Origin of the sequence: Streptomyces yaizuensis (assembly GCF_034961445.1) — a bacterium.
Classification (GTDB): Bacteria; Actinomycetota; Actinomycetes; order Streptomycetales; family Streptomycetaceae; genus Streptomyces; species Streptomyces yaizuensis.
In genome coordinates this window covers 615,127-632,284 of record NZ_BSBI01000004.1, presented here as the reverse complement: position 1 = coordinate 632,284, position 17,158 = coordinate 615,127, and the positions used below count along the sequence as shown (strand labels likewise).

Below are 17,158 nucleotides of genomic sequence, written 5' to 3'. Positions count from 1 at the left end.
ACCAGCCGCCGCGTGCCGTCCCGCGCGTCGGCATCGACAACCCGTTCGCCTCGTACGACGAGGGCCGCTCCAAGACACCGGTGGACCACCCGTGGTGGCGGCCGAATCGCGCTCGGCTCTCCCCACTCCAGCACCGCGACCTGAACCTGCTCGGCCGCTCCAGCTTCGCCGCCTCGACTGCGGCCGCCGGTACCCTGCGCCCGCTGCGCGACCCGGACGCCCCAGAGCGTCATGGTCGGCTGGGCGGCGCGCGCCGCCTGACCGCGCTCCGGTGTTCACCCGACAAAGGCGGTGCGGAGAATGTCGGGTGACCGGGGCAGGTATCGCCGCACGATGGGGACATGGATGACACGACCTTGGTTGCCCGTTTCCTCCGCGACGGTTTCGTGAAGCTGGAGGGCGCCGTCGCGCCGCGCGTGGCCGCAGACTGTGCACGGCTGCTGTGGCGGGAGACGGGCTGCGACCCGGACGACCCGTCGACGTGGACACAGCCCGTGCACTGGGTGGGCGGCATGGCGCAGGGGCCGTTTGCCGCCGCTCCCAACTCCCCGTCGCTGCACCACGCGTACGACCTGCTCGTCGGCGCGGGACGCTGGGAGCCGCGCTACTCGCTGGGTACGTTCCCGCTGCGCTTTCCGCACCAGGAGGAGCCGGACGACGCGGGCTGGCACATCGAGGGGAGCTTTTTGCCGGAGGGCGAGAGCTGGTACTTCACCAATGTGCGCTCCCAGGGCCGGGCGCTGCTGATGCTGTTCCTGTTCAGCGAGGTCGGTGAGGAGGACGCCCCGACCCGGATCCGGGTCGGCTCGCACCTTGACGTGCCGAAGGTGTTGGAGAAGTACGGGGAGGACGGGGCGAGCGGGCCGACCCTCGCACCCGATCTGGTGGCGGCGTCCGACCACCGGCCGCTCGCCCTTGCGACCGGGTCCCCGGGCGACGTCTTCCTGTGCCATCCGTTCCTGGTGCACGCGGCGCAACCGCACCATGGGGTGCGGCCGCGCTTCATGGCGCAGCCGCCGCTGATGCCGGCAGCGCCGTACGAACTGGAGCGGGCCGACGGCGCGTACTCTCCCGTGGAGATGGCGATCCGCCGGGGTCTGGGACAGGACACTCCCGGTCCGGACGGAGACAACACCGACCGCAGCGCCCATGAGAAGGGAAAAGGCAAAGGGAAAGGAGGCCGGGCATGCTGGAGAGGCTGAACCAGGCCATGGAGCACATCGAGGGGCATCTCGACCAGGACCTTGACGTGAAGGAACTGGCACGCATTGCCGCCACATCGGAGCACCACCTGCGCCGGATGTTCTCCGCGCTCGCGGGAATGCCCCTGCTGGAGTACGTCCGGCGCCGCCGGCTCACCCTCGCGGGCGCCGAGGTACTCGCGGGACGTGGACGTTGCTGGAGATCGCTGTGCGCTACGGCTACGGCTCCGGCGAGGCGTTCGCGCGAGCGTTCCGTGCCCTGCACGGCATCGGACCCGGCGAGGCCCGGCGTACCGGCGCCGCACTCACCTCCCAGTCCCGGATGGCCTTCCGCCTCACCGTCGAGGGGAGCAGCAGTATGCGATACCGCGTTGTGGACAAGGCGGACTTCACCGTCGTCGGGCTCAAGACCCGGGTACCGCTGGTGCATGCGGGGCCAAACCAGGCGATCATGGACTTTGTCCGTGGGATCGATCCGCAGACGCTGGAGCGCCTGGAGAAGCTGTCGGACCAGGAGCCGCACGGCATCGTAGCGGTCTGCGACGGCATGGACCCCAGCCGGGCCGAGGGCACTGTCCTCGACTACCACCACGGCGTGATCACCTCCGCGGTCGCCCTTGAGGGCACGACCGCGTTGGCGGTCCCGGCCGGCGCATGGGCGGTCTTCACCACCTCCGGGCCGGCGCCGCAGACCATCCAGGAGCTGTGGCGGGACGTGTTCACCGAGTGGTTCCCGTCGAACCCGTACCGCACCCGCACCGGCCCTGAGATCCTGCGCACCCGCCTGTCGCCGCAGAAGACGGAGGTCGACGCCGAACTGTGGCTGGCCGTGGAGCCCGAGCACTGCTGAGCCACTCGAAGCGGGCGATGCGGGCGCGGTGCGCATGACCATGCCGGTGTTGCGCTGGTCGGCGGGCACGTCCCCCCGTCCCCCCACGGGAGCGAGGGCCTCGGCGGCGCCCTCCGCGTTGTCGACAAGAAGCCGGGCGTGAGCGATGTCCGCCGCTGCTCCGGCCCGGACGTAGGTGGACCGCTCGCCCGGAGCCGCGCCGTGTCCACCGAGAACGGAGGAAGCGGCCCCGGCGGACGGGGGGGGGCCGGCACGGATCCGCTGCCACGCCGTGCGCGCCGTGGGGTCAGCCGCCGAGTGTGACCGGGCCGAGACCGGGCGGCAGCCGGCGCACGGCCGCCGCCACCGCCTCGCGGGCGGTGGCGAACCGGTCGGGTTCCCCCGCCATGAGGGACGCGACCCCGTAGGTGCCCTCGCCGTACGCGGTCAGGCACGGCCCGACGATGGCCAGGGACGGGCGGGTGGCGGTGGAGAAGCGCAGCGACCAGTGGCTCGTGAACGGGTAGAGGGCGCGTAGCGCCGGCTCCGTGTACGCGGCCTCGATGAGGGCCCGGTACGCCGGCTGCCAGGAGTAGTCGAGTTCGCCCGCCTCCTGGCGCAGATGTCGCCACTCGGATGCGACCAGGCGTACGGGATCGTGGTCGGGAATCTCGTACCGGCCCGTCAGGTGGGTGAAGGGCGCTGCCCGGCGGATGTCGTCGAGGGCCGTGCCGTCGTGCCACGCCCGCGCCGCCCTGGCGACCTCCGCGAGATCGTCGGTGTCGCCGTCGACGAGGGCCATCCGCTGGAACGGTTCCGTGCCCCGGATGGACCAGCGCCGCTCGTACCGGTACGCGCTGATCCGCAGCGGCTCGCGGTGCGGCACCGTACTGGCGACGGTCGCGGCGATCAGGGGGCCGGAGTCCGGGGAGGTGACGGGGACGGCGCCGAGGCAGCCCTCCGCCGCGGCTCGGAGCGCGGCGGCGAGACTGCCGAAGGCCGCGATCTCGGGGTACAGGGCAGCGGGGTCAGGAGAGGTGGGCACAATCCCCGATTGTGCCCGAGCCGCTTCTGTCACCGGCCAACAGCTGGTGGGCGATGGCCGATGGCCTTCCGAGGCGACAGGGTGGGTGGGCGCGGAGTCCCCTCCCCGCGGGCGCGCGGCGCCGGTCGGCCCGGACCGACGGGCACCGGCGCCGGTCGGCCCGGACCGGTCAGTCCCCACCCGTACCCATGACCGTGACCGGATGGATCACCCGGGGCGACCCGCCCCGCTCCGGTGGCCGCTCCGGCGGCCGGGACGGGCGCACCCGTCCGAGAACGCCGGCCGTGCGAGCCCCCCGGAGCAGATGATCACCGCACAACCCGTGTCCGCCGGCGCGGGCGGCACCGGACACCAGCCGAAGCGGCCACCGACGACGACGCGCTCGGCCGACGAGGGCAGCGGATGGGTCCTCCGGCAGTACTGGAGTACCGGGGGGCAGCCCCCTGGAAGGACGGAGGCTGCGCCCACTGCGTCACCGACTCGTCGCAGGTGAGGATCTTCTCAGGTCGTCGGAGAGACAAACCGAAGGAGTTCACCAGCATGACCAGGCATCACCATCGGCGCATCGGCCGCAGGGCACTGCTCGCCACGACGGCGATCGCGATGGGCGCGGTCCTCGCCCCCGTGGCGGCGCAGGCGGCCCCGGCCGCCCGGCAGACCCCGGTCGCGGACGGGACGGCGCAGAGCCCCACCCGGACCCAGGACCCCGTGGTCCGCGCGCTGGACCGGATCGCCCACCCGCTGCGCTCCACCGAACCCGGCGGGAAGAGCGCCGATCTGCGGGCGCTCGGCGCGATGATCGGCGGTGCCGAGGTCGTCGGGCTGGGCGAGGCCACCCACGGCTCCCACGAGTTCTTCACCATGAAGGAGCGGCTCTTCCGCCATCTCGTCCGGGAGAAGGGGTTCCGCGCCTTCTCGCTGGAGTTCAGCTGGCCCGCCGGACTGAAGATCAATGACTATCTCCAGACAGGCGACGGTGACGCGCGACAGATCGCCAAGGAGACCCTCGCCAACTCCCCCTGGGACCGTGAGGAGTTCGTCCACCTCATCGAGTGGATGCGTGAGCACAACCGCCGCAACCCCACGGACACCGTCCACTTCGTCGGCAACGACCTCGGCGGCCCCGCCATCACCGACGAGTTCTTCGGACGGATCACCGACTACGTCCACCGGCACCATCCCGCGCTGGCCCCCCGTATCGACGCGCTGTACGCCGGGCTGCGCCCCCTCGACGACGTCTTCGACTATCTCAACAGGCCGCTCGCCGAGCGCCAGCGCCTCGCCGACCAGGCACAGCGCGCACTCGACCTGATCGGCGCGGCGGGTGGCCGGGACCAGGACCGGGATAGGGATCGGGATCGGGATAGGGATCGGAACCGGGAGGCGCACGACTGGGCCGTGCAGAACGCCCGTTCCGTCGCGGAGACCACCAGGTTCCTGACCGTGAACGTCAATGACTCCGCCACCCTGCCCGACTTCCAGCGTTTCCGTGACCGGGTCATGGCCCGGAACATCCTGTGGTGGCAGAAGCGCACCGGCCACAAGATGCTGGTCTCCGCGCACAACGACCACCTCGGTCTCATCGCCGGGACCGCCGCGATGTACCCGAAGACCCAGGGGTCCTTCCTCCGTGACGCGCTGGGCCGGAAGTACCTGCCCATCGGTATGACCTTCGACCGGGGCTCCTTCCTTTCCAAGGACACCGCCATCGGCGGCGAGTGGAGGAAGTTCACCGTCGGCAACGCCGCCCCCGGCACCAACGAGCACACTCTCGACCGGGTCCGCCACCGCGACTTCTACGTCGATCTGCGCGCCGCCGCCCCCGCCGCCCGCAGCTGGCTGGACACGGCTCGCCCCACCCGTAGCATCGGCACGATGTTCGGCGACGACTACCCGCTCCAGGATCTGGCGCTCGGCCGCTCCTTCGACGTTCTGATCCATCTCCACGACGTACGGGAGGCCGTGCCGCGCACGCCGTGACGCCCTGGGCCGGAACGCCCATGCGGCTCAGTCGTCAGGTGTCGGACAGCCGGGCCGGTAGGGGATGTCGGGAAGGTGCGTCCGCCACTCCTCCCCGGTCAGTCCGGTCCCGACCCGGGCGCACACCCGGACGGTCAGCCGCCGGGGCGCGAGCGGATACGTCCTGACGGACCCTCCGCCGTGAGCGATACGGAGGGTGTCCGATCCGGGCCCGAAGGCCAGCGAGGCGATGTCGTGTCCGCTGGAGAGCGGGACCCCGAGCTGTCGGAAGGAGTCCAGGTCCCAGAGGAGTACGGTGTCGGCCGACTGGGCGGCGGCCAGGGTGCGGCCGTCCGGGGAGAAGGCGAGTTCCCGGACGGCCCCGGAGGATTCACCGGCGCGGGTGGGGAGGACGGCCCGGCGCCGGTGGGTCGACGCGTCCCAGAGGGTCACCCGGCCCGCCCCGTCCCCCGACGCGAGATACCGTCCGTCGGGGCTGTGGGCGAGGGTCGTGGTGTTCTCATGGGTGAGGGGGGTGTGCGTCACCATGCCGGAGCCGAGGTCGAGCCGACTGCCGGTGACACTCATGACGAACCGCCCGTCGCGGCTCGGATACAGGTCGCCTGCCAAACCGGGGTGGGACCTGATCGGTCTGCGGGTGGTCAGGTCCCACTCCTCGGCCGGCGCTCGCTCGGCCCGCTCCCGGGACACCAGCAGGGAGGACCTGCCCGGTACGAAGGCGAGGCCGCGCACGCTGAGCGCCGGCGCGAGGCCCTCGACCGTTCTGCGGATCGTCGCGGTGGTGCGGCGGGTGCGGACGTCGACGACCACGAACGTCTCCGTCGTACGGCCCGAGCGAAGGCTCTGCGTCCCGTAGGCGAAGAAACGTCCGTCCGCGTTGAAGGCCATCGCGATCGGGCAGTTCGCGGGTGCCGGGCCGACCGGCGGGCAGGGTTCCGTCCGGTCGGCGCGGGCTCCGCCGCCCCCGCTTCCGACGGTCGCGGGGGTTTCGACGGTCGCGGGGGTTCCGGCGGTCGCGGGGGTTGCGGAGAGACGGAACCGCAGCCGGCCCGGTGCCCGGGTGAGCCGGGCGGAGGCGAGCGTACGGCCGTCCGGGCTGAGGAGTCTCTGTTCGTACGGCCGGTCCGGCCCGGGGGCGACGACGCCGTCGAGGCTGAGGGTGCGTACGCTCCGGCCCGTGAGGTAGCGCACCTGACGCTTGTCCGGGTCGATCCTCAGCTCCTCCGGGCTCTCGCCGCGCAGCGGATAGCGCATATCCGGTTCGTCCTGGTCCGCGCTCCGCCACACCAGGATCTCGCTCTCGCCCGTGCCCACGACGTAGCGGCCGTCCTCGCTCACCTGGAGCCTTCTCGTCCCCGGCTGTCCGTTCTTCGCGATCATCCGTCCGGTGGCGAGGTCCCAGATCCGCATGGCGTCGGGGTGCCGGTGGATCAGCCTGCCGCCGTCGGCGGTGAAGCTCAGGCTCTTCGGCCCGCAGGTGTACCGCGCCGAGCGGGGGGCCCAGGGCGCGGGCAGCGGGCGCCCGGCGCGAACGTCCCAGAGCCGGATCCCCCGTCCGTCCTCACAGACCGCCACCAGCCGGTCGTCGGGGCTGACCGCCACGGCCGCACTGTCGAACCCTCCGGCGGGTGCCGTCTGCCAGAGCGTCCTCGGGGAGTCCACGGCGCGGAGCCGGAACAGCTCGCGCCCTCCGTCCGTGACCTGGGCCAGGACGGTCCGGCCGCCGGCCCCCAGCTGTCCCCCGTAGCTCCCTTCGACCTCTCCCCGGATCCGCCCGGCCCTGACATCCCACAACGTCAGCTCGGGGGCGCCCGCCAGAACCACCAGCCGGCCGTCGTCGATGCCCGGCGAGCGGCGGGCCAGCCCGCCCACCCCGGGATAGATGCCGGTACGGCGGTGGCTGTCGACGTCCCAGGTCACGATCTGCCGGGCACCGATCCTGACCAGGGTCTCGCCGTCACGGGTCAGCAGGTAGCGCGCCTCGGGGTCGGCACCCGGGTCGGGGTCGGTGAAGAACCCTTCTTCCTTCTGGGTGGCGGCCGTCATCAGGGCCGCGCGGGTCTCGGGCAGATCCGCGACCGTGTGCGAGGCGAGGGCGAGCCGCATGCTGGTGGTGGGGTCGCTGGCGCGGAGGCTGTCGGCGAGGGAGGCCACGCGGCGGGCCTCGTCCCGTACCCGCTCACGGTCCCGGGCCCGGTCCTGCTCCCAGACGAGCGCACCGGCCAGCAGCGCGAGGACCGCGCCCACCGCGAGGACCCCCCGGGCGCGTGTCACCCTCCGTGCCGTACGGGCGGCGGCACGCTGTTCGTCGGCGCGGGCGCGGACACCGGCCGCGAGGAAAGCGCGTTCGAGGTGGGTGAGGCGGCCGGGAGCGAGGTGTTCCTCGGCCGAGGCCAGCCGGGTGCCCCGGTACAGGGCACCCGGGTCCCGGTCCAGAGCGGCCCACGCGTGGGCGGCGTCGGTCAGCGCCCGGTGCACCCGCAGCCGGTCGCGCGCCTCGTCGATCCAGCCCCGCAGCCGGGGCCAGGCGGTGAGCAGGGCCTCGTGGGCCAGTTCCAGACATCCGTCGTCCAGGGTCGCCAGCCGGGCCCGGACCAGGAGTTCGACGCTGTTCCGGTCGTCGGCGGACGCGGTGAGGGCGTCGAGTTCACCGCCGGTGAGGGGGCGGCGGGTGTCGGGGACGCCGTCCGCGCCCGGGGCGACCAGCCGCAGCAGCAGATGCCGCAGGGCCTCCTGCCGGGCGGGCGCGAGGGCGCTGTGGAGGTCCTCCGCCGTACGGGCCACCGCGCCGTCGAGACCGCCGGCCTCCTCGTATCCGGCGACGGTCAGCACCCGGCCCCGGCGGCGGTGCCAGGTCTCCAGCAGCGCGTGGGAGAGGAGTGGGAGGGCGCCGGGGCGTCCGGTGACGGTGTCGACCAGGCGGGCGGTCAGCTCGCGTTCGACCAGGAGACCGGCGGTGGCGGCCGGTCGGACGATGGTCTCGCGGAGTTCCGCCGGGGTCATGGGCGGGAGGGGGAGATGGGCGTCGCGCAGGGCTTCGGCGAGGTCGGGGTGCTCGGCGCAGTGCCGGTAGAAGTCGGCGCGGACCGCGCACAGCACGCGCAGCCGCGAGGCGGGTTCACGGGCGGTGAGCAGGAGCCGGATGAAGGCGTCGCGTTCTTCGGGGTCCTGGCAGAGGGTGAAGATCTCCTCGAACTGGTCCACGATCACCAGGGTGTCCCCGGCGGGTCCGGCCCCGGCTCGTCCGGCGCCGGCTGATCCGGCCCGGGCTCGTCCGGCGCCGGTGAGTTCGTCGCCGGTGAGTTCGTCACCGACGGGGAGGAGGAGGTGGCCGTGGGTACGGGCCGGGCGGTCACCCGGTGTGAGGATTCTGATGCCCTTGAGCGCCCTGGGTGCCTTGAGTGTTTTGGGTGCCTTGGGTTCCCTGGGTTGCCTGACTGCCTCGGCTTCCCTGAGTGCTCCGGCTTCCGGCCGGGGCCGGGTGCTCTCCCCCCTGAGGGCGGGGATCACGGCGGCCCGCAGCAGCGAGGTCTTCCCGCTCCCCGACGGGCCGAAGACCATGGCCAGCCGCCGCCGGGCGAGCAGGCCGAGGACATCGCCGGTGACGCGGTCCCGGCCGAAGAACGCACCGCTGTCCGAGGTCTCGTAACGGGCCAGGCCCCGGTACGGCGCCGCCTCCTCCACCGCGTCGGCCGCACACTCCCGGACGGCCGCCGCGGCCGAGCGCCAGCGGGCCTCCCACTCGCCGGCGTCGCCCCCGCAGGCCCGGGCGTAGGCGAGCGCGACCTTCAGGCTGGGCAGGTCCCGGCCGGCCGCGGCCTGCGCCAGCGTGCTCACGGAGTAGCCGGCGGTACGGGCGAGTTCCCGGTACGTGGGTCCGCCGGCTTCCGTTCTCAGCTTCCGCAGCCCGTACGCGAACTCCGCCACCGGGCCGTCCTGCGGATCCACCGGCACCTCACGACGACCCGCCACCCGCCAACACCCCCGTGTCGCACCACATTCGATCAACTCGTGGACACGGTACGACGGGACGTCCTCAGGCCGGAACGGGCCCTGACCACCCTCAAGACGGTCACCGAGTTCGAACCGGGCGACGTCCACGACCGGGTGTCCTGGATCGACCCGGTCCGCGGAGCACTGTAAAGCCTGAATCGGGACAATCGACCCGCCCCTCTACTGTGTGGCTGCCTCCGTGGTCACACCCGTCGCGGTGCCGTGCCGGGGTGTTCTTGCCGCCGTCCCGAGCAGCTGATGACATCACCGATGGCCGCACACCGTATGCGGCGATGAGTGAGGGAGGCCGAGTTGCCGGGCTACAACGTGAAGGTCACGATCGGAACCGTGAACGGGGCGGGGACCGACGCGGACGTGTACATCAAGCTCGCCGGGGTCAATGGCACGAGCACGGACCAGCAGAAGCTCGACAACCTGGGCAATGACTTCGAGGAGGGCGGAACCTACGAGTTCAACCTGTCCGGCGTCTCCTCGGTCGGAGACCTGAACTACCTCCAGATGTGGCATCAGGGCGGCGCGTCGGCCTCGGAGATGTATGTCACCAAGGTCCATGTGACCGACAACACGACCGGCAAGCAGTACGACTTCGACTACAGCGACTGGATCAACAACAACGTCACCGCGCTCATGCCCGCCCCCGGCCGTGCCGCCTCCTACGCGGTGGCCGTCTACACCGGCGACGTCCACAACGCCGGCACCAACTCGGACGTCTACCTGACCGTCTACGCCGCCCTGGGCGACAGCGGACGCCACCTCCTCGACAGCTCCGACAACGACTTCGAGCAGGACACCACCAGCACGTTCACCCTGAAACTCGCCGAGCTGGGCGCCCTCAGCAAAATCTATGTGGAATCCGACGGATCGGGCAGCGCCTCCGGCTGGTACCTCGGAAACGTCAAGATCACCGACAATGCGACCGGCCACTGGTGGACCTTCAACTACAACAACTGGCTTGAGGACGACCACCTCACCGCCACCATCAGCCCCAGCAGCTCCGGCTGACACCTCTGCGAGCAGGAGGGATCGGAGAAGGGCCGGAACGCCGTCGCGGATGCCGGGCCCGCCCTCCTACGGGGTGTCGCTGTAGGCGAGGTGGGTTCGGCAGTGGAGGCAGCGGAAGAGGTGGGCCGTCGGTTCGCCGGACGGGTCCAGCGAGCGGAGGTACTCCTCGGCCTGGTGGTCCGGCCATCCCCAGGTGCCGATCTCGGTCCGCAGCACCTGAAGCGCGTCCGGGTGGCCGGCGAGTTCGGCGCTGCCGGCCGGGCCCAGGTAGGCGGCTGCGTCGCCGCAGTGGAAGAACCACCGGGGCTCCTGCCAGCCGGTGAACCCCGGCGTGCGGCGGTCGACCCTCTCGAACACGGCCTGGGGGACGTCCTCCCCCAGGCATTCCCCGGCGGTGAAGTGGGCATCGAACCGGTCGGCGACGCCGCCGTCCGCGATACACCACGGGCACACCCGTCCCCCAAGGTCGGCCTCCGCGTAGACCGGGCCCCGGTAGAGGTGTCCGCGGGCCTGGCCGCAGCAGGCGCAGACCCCGTCGGAGGGGACGACCGCGCCGGTGGCGACAGGGTCGGGATGGTACGGGAACACGGGCGGCTCGGGCACGCGCACGACCCTGACAAGCAGGTCACCGGCACATACCCGCGGCCGGGGGATCGTCCCGGCCCCGGTCGTGGCCCCCATGGACACCGGCTGACCGGACACGTCGCCGGGCTCCGGGCAGCCGGGTGCCGGTCCGACAGGGCGGACCTGGACCGACCACGTCCGGACCCGTTCGACGGCGGACCAAAGACGTCGGGTTCAGGGTCGCCGGCCGCCTCGGGACTGTTCCACGGGCTTGGTGGCCGTGACGGTGACGGTGGCCATGCCCGGCTCGATCAGCCCGGGTCGGGTCAGGGCGTCGATCACGGACCGGGTGTCCTCGGGCTCGATGCCGGGGAGGGCGGTGATGTCGTCGGCGAGGTGCCTCAGGCTCAGGTGCCAGAAGCGGCCCATGGGCGAGTCGTGGGTGACGGTGGGCACCGCCGTGTGGAGGGTGACGTCGGTGAGACCGTGGGCGGCGGCGGTGCGGGGCAGGTTCGGGCCCCAGTGGGCGCAGTCCGTGCCGAGGCGGTCGGCCAGGACCCGCATGGCTCCGAGGGAGACGCGCCGGTAGCGGGGGTCGTGGGCGGCTTCGACGGAGAAGCGGGCGGGGTCCTCGATGACGAGGCGCCCTCCCGGGGCCAGCCAGCTCACGATGCGGGCGAAGACGTGCTCGCGGTCGGGGAGGTGGTGCAGCAGGTACCGGGCGTGGATGAGGTCGTAGTGGCCTTCGGGAAGGTCGTCACGGGTGACGTCGTGGCGCAGGACGGTGAGGCGTTCGTGATGGAGGCCGGTGAGGAACCGGCCGTCGAGGTCGGTGGCGGTGACGTGGGCGGTGGGCAGGTCGTCGAGGAGGCGGCGGGTGACGGTGGCGGCGCCGGCGGCGAGTTCGAGGACCTGGTGGACGGGTCGGGCGGGCGGGGTCTTCGGGGTGCGGAGGGTGTGGAGGGAGTGGGGGTCGAGGACGTCGGCGAGGGCGAGGAGGCGGGCGTGTTCCTCGGCGTGCCCGTGATTGAAGATCCGGTCGCCATAGCGTTCGGCCCGCTCCGCCGTTCCGGAGGCGGCGGAGGCGGCGGAGGCGGCGGAGGCGGCAGCAGCAGAGGCGGTGGCGGCGGCGGCGGCGTTCATCGGGGGCTCCGTGAGGTCGGGATCGCGGGGACGGCGGTCAGGTCGGCCGGCGAGAGGTCGCCGGGACGGTGGTGGCCGGTGAGGGCGAGGGCGCCGGTGAACTCGCCCTGGAGGCAGCGCAGGACGTGCTCGACGCCGGCCTCGCCGCCGATGGCGAGTCCGTAGAGCCAGCTGCGGCCGATCATGACGGCTCTCGCGCCCAGGGCCAGGGCGATGAGGACGTCCGTGCCGGTGCGGACGCCCGAGTCGAACAGGACGGGCAGGCCCGCCGCGGCTTCGGCCACGTCCGGGAGACAGTCCAAGGCGGCCGTACCGGCGTCGAGTTGGCGGCCCCCGTGGTTGGAGACGATCAGGGCGTCGGCTCCGCCATCGCGCAGACGCGCGGCCTCGTCAGCCCGGCAGACGCCCTTGACGGCGATGGGCAGGTCGGTCCAGGAGCGCAGGCGTTCGAGGTCTTCGGGGGCGAGGGCGGGGCGGGTGTAGTAGCGGTTCCAGGCATCGGCGGCGGCCCGTGTTCCGGCGGCGTCGGGGCGGAGGGCTCCGAGCGGGTGGCCGGGGAGGCCGGCCAGTTCCCGGAAGCGGGGGTCGGAGAGGTAGTTGCCGAGGCCGTGGCCGCGTCCGAAGGGGAAGAAGCCGTTGTCGAGTTCGCGGGTCCGCCATCCGGCGACGTGGCAGTCGCCCTGGAGGACGACGGCCGTGTACCCGGCCTTGTGGGCCCGGTCCAGGAGGGACCGGGCGAGCTTCTCGTCGTCGGGCCAGGCGAACTGGAACCATCGCCGGCCCTCGGGGGCCGCCTCGGCGACCTCTTCGAGGGGGGTGGAGGTCGCCGAGGACAGGACCTGGACCGCGCCGACCCGGGCCGCCGCCCTCGCCGCGGCGTTCTCGGCCTCGGGGTGCGCCAGTCCGGCGACCCCGGCCGGGGCCAGCATGACCGGGAAGGACATCGCCGTGCCCAGGACCGTGCACGAGGGGTCGGCGGGCCGGCCGTCACGGAGGATCTTGTAGGTGAGCCCCCAGCGGGCGAACGCCTCCTCGTTCGCCGCCAGTGTGCGTTCCCGGCCGGCGCCGCCGGCGATGTACTCGAAGGCCCGGCGCGGCAGCGCCTCCCGCGCCGCCTCCTCCAGGCCCCGCACCGTGAACGGGAACGGGCTGCCGCCCGCGGCTAAGACCTTGCTCTGGTATCCGGCTGTATACGTCACGAAACTCCCCAGCCTCAGCGTGTGTCGGCCGATTACACCAGGGCCGACCAGGCACCCACCCCATCCGTGCGAGCCCGGCGGGTGTGGTGGGGCTGACGCGGCGCGCGGGACGGACGGAAACCGGCCAAGAGCGAGCCGAGAGCAAGCACCGTCACGGTCCTCCACCGGCGTGGCTGGGGTGATCACGGCGGGGATTCCCGGCCGAGGTGATCACCGATCCGTACCACGTCGACGCCCTTCTCGTGAGCAGGACGGCGTGGCCACGCCATCGGCAGCCCGGTACCCGCCCGGTCCGACGGCGGTGACGCTCTCCAGTGCACGGACGCCGGTGGCCGGCTCGCTGTTCAAGCGTCAGGTCTCCCTCTTCGTGGGACGGCTGCCGCTCTGGGCCACCGTGTGCGGTGAAAACACGGCTTGTTCCATGTCGGTGACGACGGTGACTCGGCCGCCGTCTCCGGGATCGGGATCGGGCATGATCGATTCCGGGTCGACGAGGTACATCTCGTGGCCATCCAGCGTGAGCCGACGCACGACCTCCAGCAGCATGCGCCGCGCCACGTCATCGATCGCGTAGACCATGGTGAGGTCCAGGACCACCCTGACTTCTTCGGGAGCGGTGTTCACGGCTTCCCGGACGACTCTCTCGGCTCCGGCGAAACCGATCCCGCCTTGCAGTTGGAGGACCCGGACCGCGTTCGGTCCGCCGCCGCCGACGACGTGGTTCGACCGCACGATGGCCCGCGCGGCGGCCGGGACCTCCATCACATGCAGCCCCATGTCGGAGGAGAACCTTCCGAACAGTGACACTCCGCGAACGCTGTTCCCGTGGGCGTCCAGCCGTGGTGAGAACGTGGCGATGCCGATCTGGCCGGGGAGCGCACCGATCAGGCCCCCGGCCACGCCGCTCTTCGCCGGGATGCCGACCTGGGTCGCCCAGTCACCGGCCGCGTCGTACATTCCGCAGGTGGACATGACACTCAGCACCTGACGCACCACCGGTTCGCGGATCACTCGCTCACCCGTCAGAGGGTTGACGCCGCGATTGGCCAACGTCGCGGCCATCATGGCCAGATCCCGCGCGGTGACGAGCACGGAGCACTGGCGGATGTAGCCCTCGACGACGGCCCTGGGGTCCTCGGTGAGGATGCCGTAGCCGCGGAGCATGTACGCGATGGCGAGATTGCGGTGCGCGTGCTCCATCTCCGACACACACACCGCCTCATCCATCCTCAGCCTGCGACCGGCGAACGCCGAGAGGCCGCGGACCACACGCTCCACGCGCTCCGCCGGATTCATCCCCTCCGGGCCGGCCAGCGAGTGGGCGGTGATCGCACCGGCGTTGATCATGGGATTGAAAGGGCGCCCGGTATCACTTTCGAGGGAGATCTGGTTGAACGCCTCTCCCGATGGCTCGACACCGACTTTGGCGAGCACAGGGGCGAAGCCGCGGTCGGCGAGTGCCAGCGCGTACGTGAACGGCTTGGAGATCGATTGGATCGTGAACTCGGTGTCGATGTCGCCGGCACCGTAGACCTCGCCGTCGACGGTGGCGAAGACCGCGCCGAGGCGATCGGGGTCCGCTTCCGCAAGCTCGGGGATGTAGTCCGCCAGCTGTCCGGAGGTGTCCGACTCGACGTCTCCGAGGGCCTCGGCCAGATAGTCGGGAATGACCGACCGCATGCGTCGTCCTCCATACCTTTCGGGAGATGAATGTCTGTGGCGTCAGCGCTGAGGCCACCGTGGTGCGTGTGCCTTCCGCACACTCGTCGGCGCCTCACCGCGTCTCGATGCCTCACCGCGTCTCGACGCCGATGCGTGAACCGTAGCCGCCGCCTCGTCCTCGGCCCTCCTCCACTCAGCCACGCGGCGTAGCCGCCTACGGCCGAGTCGCGTCAGCGGATCCAGCTCGACGCACGAACCGCAGAGCCCAAGGAACGTTCTGCGTCAACATGCCCTCCTCATCGCCGGAGCGCAGGAACGTCCCCACCGCTCCGGAAGGTCAGAACCCCACCCACTCACCGCGCCGCGTCAACGAACGCCGGCGGACCCGGTCGTCGGGTCCGGGACGCTGTGCCGTGTGAGGGCCCAGAGCACGAACGCGAGGCAGCTGATCGCGGCACCCAGTGCGCAGACGGCGCCCCAGCCGGCCACCGAGTAGAGGGAGGTAGCGGCGATGGCACCGGCGGCGCTGCCGATCGCGTAAAAGATCATGTATCCGCCGATCAGCCTGCTGCCCGCGGCCGGGTGCAGCGCGTGGATCAGCGTCTGGTTGGTGACATGGACCGCCTGTACGGCGAGATCGAGGAGGATCACGCCGAGGACCAGGGCCCAGAGTGAGCTGCGGGTGAAGGCCAGGGACAGCCACGAGACAGCGAGCAGCGCCAGGGCGATGCCGGTGGTCCGCCGGGCGAGTCCGCGGTCGTTCAGACGGCCTGCTGTGGTGGCGGCCAGCGCGCCCACGGCCCCGACCAGCCCCCATGCGCCGATGGCGGTGTGGGAAAAGGAGTACGGGGGCTCGCTCAGCGGTAGGGCGATGCTGCTCCACAGGGTGCTGAAGGCAGCGAAGATCAACAGGCCGAGCAGGGCCCGGAGCCGCAGCAGCCGTTCCGCCGCGAACAGGGTGACCGTGGAGCGCAGGAGTTGTCCGTACCGCAGGGATACCGGCGGAACGTCGCCCTGGGAGGGCAGCGCCCGGTGGAGGAGCAGGGCGAGCAGCGCGGTGAGCGCCGCTGAGGCGAGATAGACGGAGCGCCAGCCCGCGAGGTCGGCCATGAGGCCGGATGCTGTGCGGGCGAGCAGGATCCCGACGACCACGCCGCCGGTCATCAGGCCGACGACGCCTCCGCGCCGGGCCGGAGGGGCCAGCGACGCCGCGAAGGCCACCAGTGTCTGTGTGACCACCGCGAGGATTCCCATCGCGGCCATGCCCGCGAGCAGGAGTGCGGCGGTGCGGGTGGTGGCGACCGCTGCCAGTGCGACCGCCAGGAGGAGCAGTTGGGCCACGATGAGCCGTCTGCGGTCGGCCATGTCGCCCAGTGGTACGAGGAAGAAGAGTCCGAGTCCGTATCCGGCGTGCGTGAGGGTGACGACGCCGCCGACGAGTGCCGGGCTCATGGCGAGGTCGTGACCCATGGTCACCAGGAGCGGCTGGGCGAAGTAGACGTTGGCCACCGCGGTTCCACAGGCGACGGCGAGCAGTGCCAGGACGCCGCGGGACAGGAGGAAGGCGGAACCCGGGCCGTTTCGGGCAGTGGCCCGTTTCGTCGCGGTCTCACAGTCGCCGGTCATGCGGCACCCCTCCCCAGGATGGTTTCATTTTGCTACCGGTGGGGACCGTAGCTTTTTTGGTAGCATCTTGCAACTAGCAGGCAGGCGGCGGACATGGAGGACGGCATGGTGACCAGAAAGCGCTTCGACGACAGCGACTGTCCCGTCGCGCGGTCGGTGGACGCGATCGGCGACTGGTGGTCTCTCCTGATCGTGCGGGACGCCTTCGACGGGAGCCGTCGCTTCGGGGAGTTCCAGCGCAGCCTCGGCGTGGCGAAGAACATCCTCAGCGCGCGTCTGCGTGCCCTGGTCGCCGGCGGTGTCCTCGAATCCGTTCCCGCCTCGGACGGCAGCGCCTACCGCGAGTATGTGCTGACCCCGAAGGGCAAGGCCCTCTTCCCCGTCATCGTGGCGCTGCGGCAGTGGGGTGAACAGCACTTCTACGCCCCCGGCGAGCCACACTCGCGGCTGGTCGACAGCAGGAAGGAACAACCCCTCCGGATGCTGGAGGTCCGATCGGCGGACGGGCGGCCGCTGGACCCCGACGACACCACCGTCCACAAGGTCACCACCCCGTGATCCGGTCGGCCTTGAGGCACAGGCCGACGTCGGCGGTGCCGTCGGGTTCGGGACCGGCACCTCCTCGACGGCCTGCGGGAGTTCGCTCCCCGGGTACCCGCCGAACAGCTCGCTGAGCGGCTCACCCCGGTCGGGGACGGCCGGGCACGGCCGCGGCTCCCCCGCCACCCCTGGCCGATCCGGCCCCTGGGAGACACCGGCCCGGAGGAGTAATCTGCCGATCGGCCGTCCCGGTTGCGCACGGACGGCCGACCGGGCCCGCCGGGATTCCGGTGCCTCCGGTCCGAGGGGTCCGCGCGGTGGGATCACGGTGCCCGGGGAGAACGGAGCGCCC

Annotated in this window: 12 protein-coding genes and 2 pseudogenes; 7 read left to right on the top strand and 7 right to left on the bottom strand. The window is 71.8% G+C overall.

The genetic code is table 11. The annotated features are described in order from the left end of the window. Window positions 1-110 precede the first annotated feature (110 nt). From SYYSPA8_RS38360 to SYYSPA8_RS13580, 3 genes and pseudogenes are all read left to right on the top strand, one after another. Window positions 111-311, top strand: a pseudogene (locus SYYSPA8_RS38360) (hypothetical protein); the annotation flags it as partial. A gap of 30 nt (window positions 312-341) precedes the next feature. Beyond that, window positions 342-1,202 carry a phytanoyl-CoA dioxygenase family protein gene (locus SYYSPA8_RS13585; protein ID WP_323447357.1) on the top strand — a complete coding sequence of 287 codons (861 nt, stop codon included), beginning with the start codon at window positions 342-344 and terminating at the stop codon, window positions 1,200-1,202. Further along, window positions 1,187-2,052: pseudogene (locus tag SYYSPA8_RS13580) on the top strand (GyrI-like domain-containing protein). The gene SYYSPA8_RS13585 and the pseudogene SYYSPA8_RS13580 overlap by 16 nt, the downstream one beginning before the upstream one ends. 286 nt (window positions 2,053-2,338) lie before the next feature. Here the strand turns inward: SYYSPA8_RS13580 and SYYSPA8_RS13575 are convergent. After that, the gene (locus SYYSPA8_RS13575) at window positions 2,339-3,076 is read right to left on the bottom strand and encodes a DUF6193 family natural product biosynthesis protein (RefSeq protein ID WP_323447356.1); all 738 of its coding nucleotides are present in this window, start codon (window positions 3,074-3,076) and stop codon (window positions 2,339-2,341) included. Between the two features lie 540 nt (window positions 3,077-3,616). Between SYYSPA8_RS13575 and SYYSPA8_RS13570 the strand changes: the two genes are divergently transcribed. Further along, on the top strand, window positions 3,617-5,056 hold the full coding sequence (locus SYYSPA8_RS13570) for an erythromycin esterase family protein (RefSeq protein WP_323447355.1): 1,440 nt from the start codon (window positions 3,617-3,619) through the stop codon (window positions 5,054-5,056). Window positions 5,057-5,083: 27 nt separating this feature from the next. Here the strand turns inward: SYYSPA8_RS13570 and SYYSPA8_RS13565 are convergent, their stop codons facing one another. Further along, window positions 5,084-9,028 carry an nSTAND1 domain-containing NTPase gene (locus tag SYYSPA8_RS13565; RefSeq protein WP_323447354.1) on the bottom strand — a complete coding sequence of 1,315 codons (3,945 nt, stop codon included), beginning with the start codon at window positions 9,026-9,028 and terminating at the stop codon, window positions 5,084-5,086. Between the two features lie 39 nt (window positions 9,029-9,067). On the opposite strand from SYYSPA8_RS13565, the gene SYYSPA8_RS13560 reads away from it, so the two are divergent. Both SYYSPA8_RS13560 and SYYSPA8_RS13555 read left to right on the top strand, forming a co-directional pair. Then, window positions 9,068-9,199: a hypothetical protein gene (locus tag SYYSPA8_RS13560; protein WP_323447353.1), complete on the top strand. Its 132-nt coding sequence runs from the start codon at window positions 9,068-9,070 to the stop codon at window positions 9,197-9,199. A 162-nt stretch (window positions 9,200-9,361) separates the two neighbouring features. Further along, window positions 9,362-10,072, top strand: coding sequence for a PLAT/LH2 domain-containing protein (locus tag SYYSPA8_RS13555; RefSeq protein ID WP_323447352.1), 711 nt, complete (start codon window positions 9,362-9,364; stop codon window positions 10,070-10,072). Between the two features lie 66 nt (window positions 10,073-10,138). Here the strand turns inward: SYYSPA8_RS13555 and SYYSPA8_RS13550 are convergent, their stop codons facing one another. The 5 genes from SYYSPA8_RS13550 to SYYSPA8_RS13530 form a co-directional block, all read right to left on the bottom strand. Next, entirely contained in the window at window positions 10,139-10,675 is a 537-nt protein-coding gene (locus SYYSPA8_RS13550) for a CbrC family protein (RefSeq protein ID WP_323447351.1), read from the bottom strand. A gap of 195 nt (window positions 10,676-10,870) precedes the next feature. Then, window positions 10,871-11,779 carry a class I SAM-dependent methyltransferase gene (locus tag SYYSPA8_RS13545; protein ID WP_323447350.1) on the bottom strand — a complete coding sequence of 303 codons (909 nt, stop codon included), beginning with the start codon at window positions 11,777-11,779 and terminating at the stop codon, window positions 10,871-10,873. Next, a complete protein-coding gene (locus SYYSPA8_RS13540) occupies window positions 11,776-12,978 on the bottom strand; it encodes an alpha-hydroxy-acid oxidizing protein (RefSeq protein WP_323447349.1) in 1,203 nt (400 codons plus the stop codon). Before SYYSPA8_RS13540 ends, SYYSPA8_RS13545 begins: the two co-directional genes overlap by 4 nt. 351 nt (window positions 12,979-13,329) lie before the next feature. Beyond that, complete coding sequence (locus SYYSPA8_RS13535) at window positions 13,330-14,658, bottom strand: glutaminase (protein ID WP_323447348.1); 1,329 nt, start codon at window positions 14,656-14,658, stop codon at window positions 13,330-13,332. 348 nt (window positions 14,659-15,006) lie between these two features. Beyond that, on the bottom strand, window positions 15,007-16,266 hold the full coding sequence (locus tag SYYSPA8_RS13530; protein ID WP_323447347.1) for an MFS transporter: 1,260 nt from the start codon (window positions 16,264-16,266) through the stop codon (window positions 15,007-15,009). 105 nt (window positions 16,267-16,371) lie between these two features. Between SYYSPA8_RS13530 and SYYSPA8_RS13525 the strand changes: the two genes are divergently transcribed. Then, entirely contained in the window at window positions 16,372-16,824 is a 453-nt protein-coding gene (locus tag SYYSPA8_RS13525) for a winged helix-turn-helix transcriptional regulator (protein WP_323447346.1), read from the top strand. Window positions 16,825-17,158: the final 334 nt, after the last annotated feature.

Excerpts from the sequence above, each read along its gene's own strand:
- SYYSPA8_RS13545 (WP_323447350.1), bottom strand. The coding sequence starts at position 11,779 with ATGAACGCCGCCGCCGCCGCCACCGCCTCTGCTGCTGCCGCCTCCGCC.
- SYYSPA8_RS13525 (WP_323447346.1), top strand. The coding sequence starts at position 16,372 with ATGGTGACCAGAAAGCGCTTCGACGACAGCGACTGTCCCGTCGCGCGG.
- SYYSPA8_RS13570 (WP_323447355.1), top strand. The coding sequence starts at position 3,617 with ATGACCAGGCATCACCATCGGCGCATCGGCCGCAGGGCACTGCTCGCC.
- SYYSPA8_RS13535 (WP_323447348.1), bottom strand. The coding sequence starts at position 14,658 with ATGCGGTCGGTCATTCCCGACTATCTGGCCGAGGCCCTCGGAGACGTC.
- SYYSPA8_RS13585 (WP_323447357.1), top strand. The coding sequence starts at position 342 with ATGGATGACACGACCTTGGTTGCCCGTTTCCTCCGCGACGGTTTCGTG.
- SYYSPA8_RS13530 (WP_323447347.1), bottom strand. The coding sequence starts at position 16,266 with ATGACCGGCGACTGTGAGACCGCGACGAAACGGGCCACTGCCCGAAAC.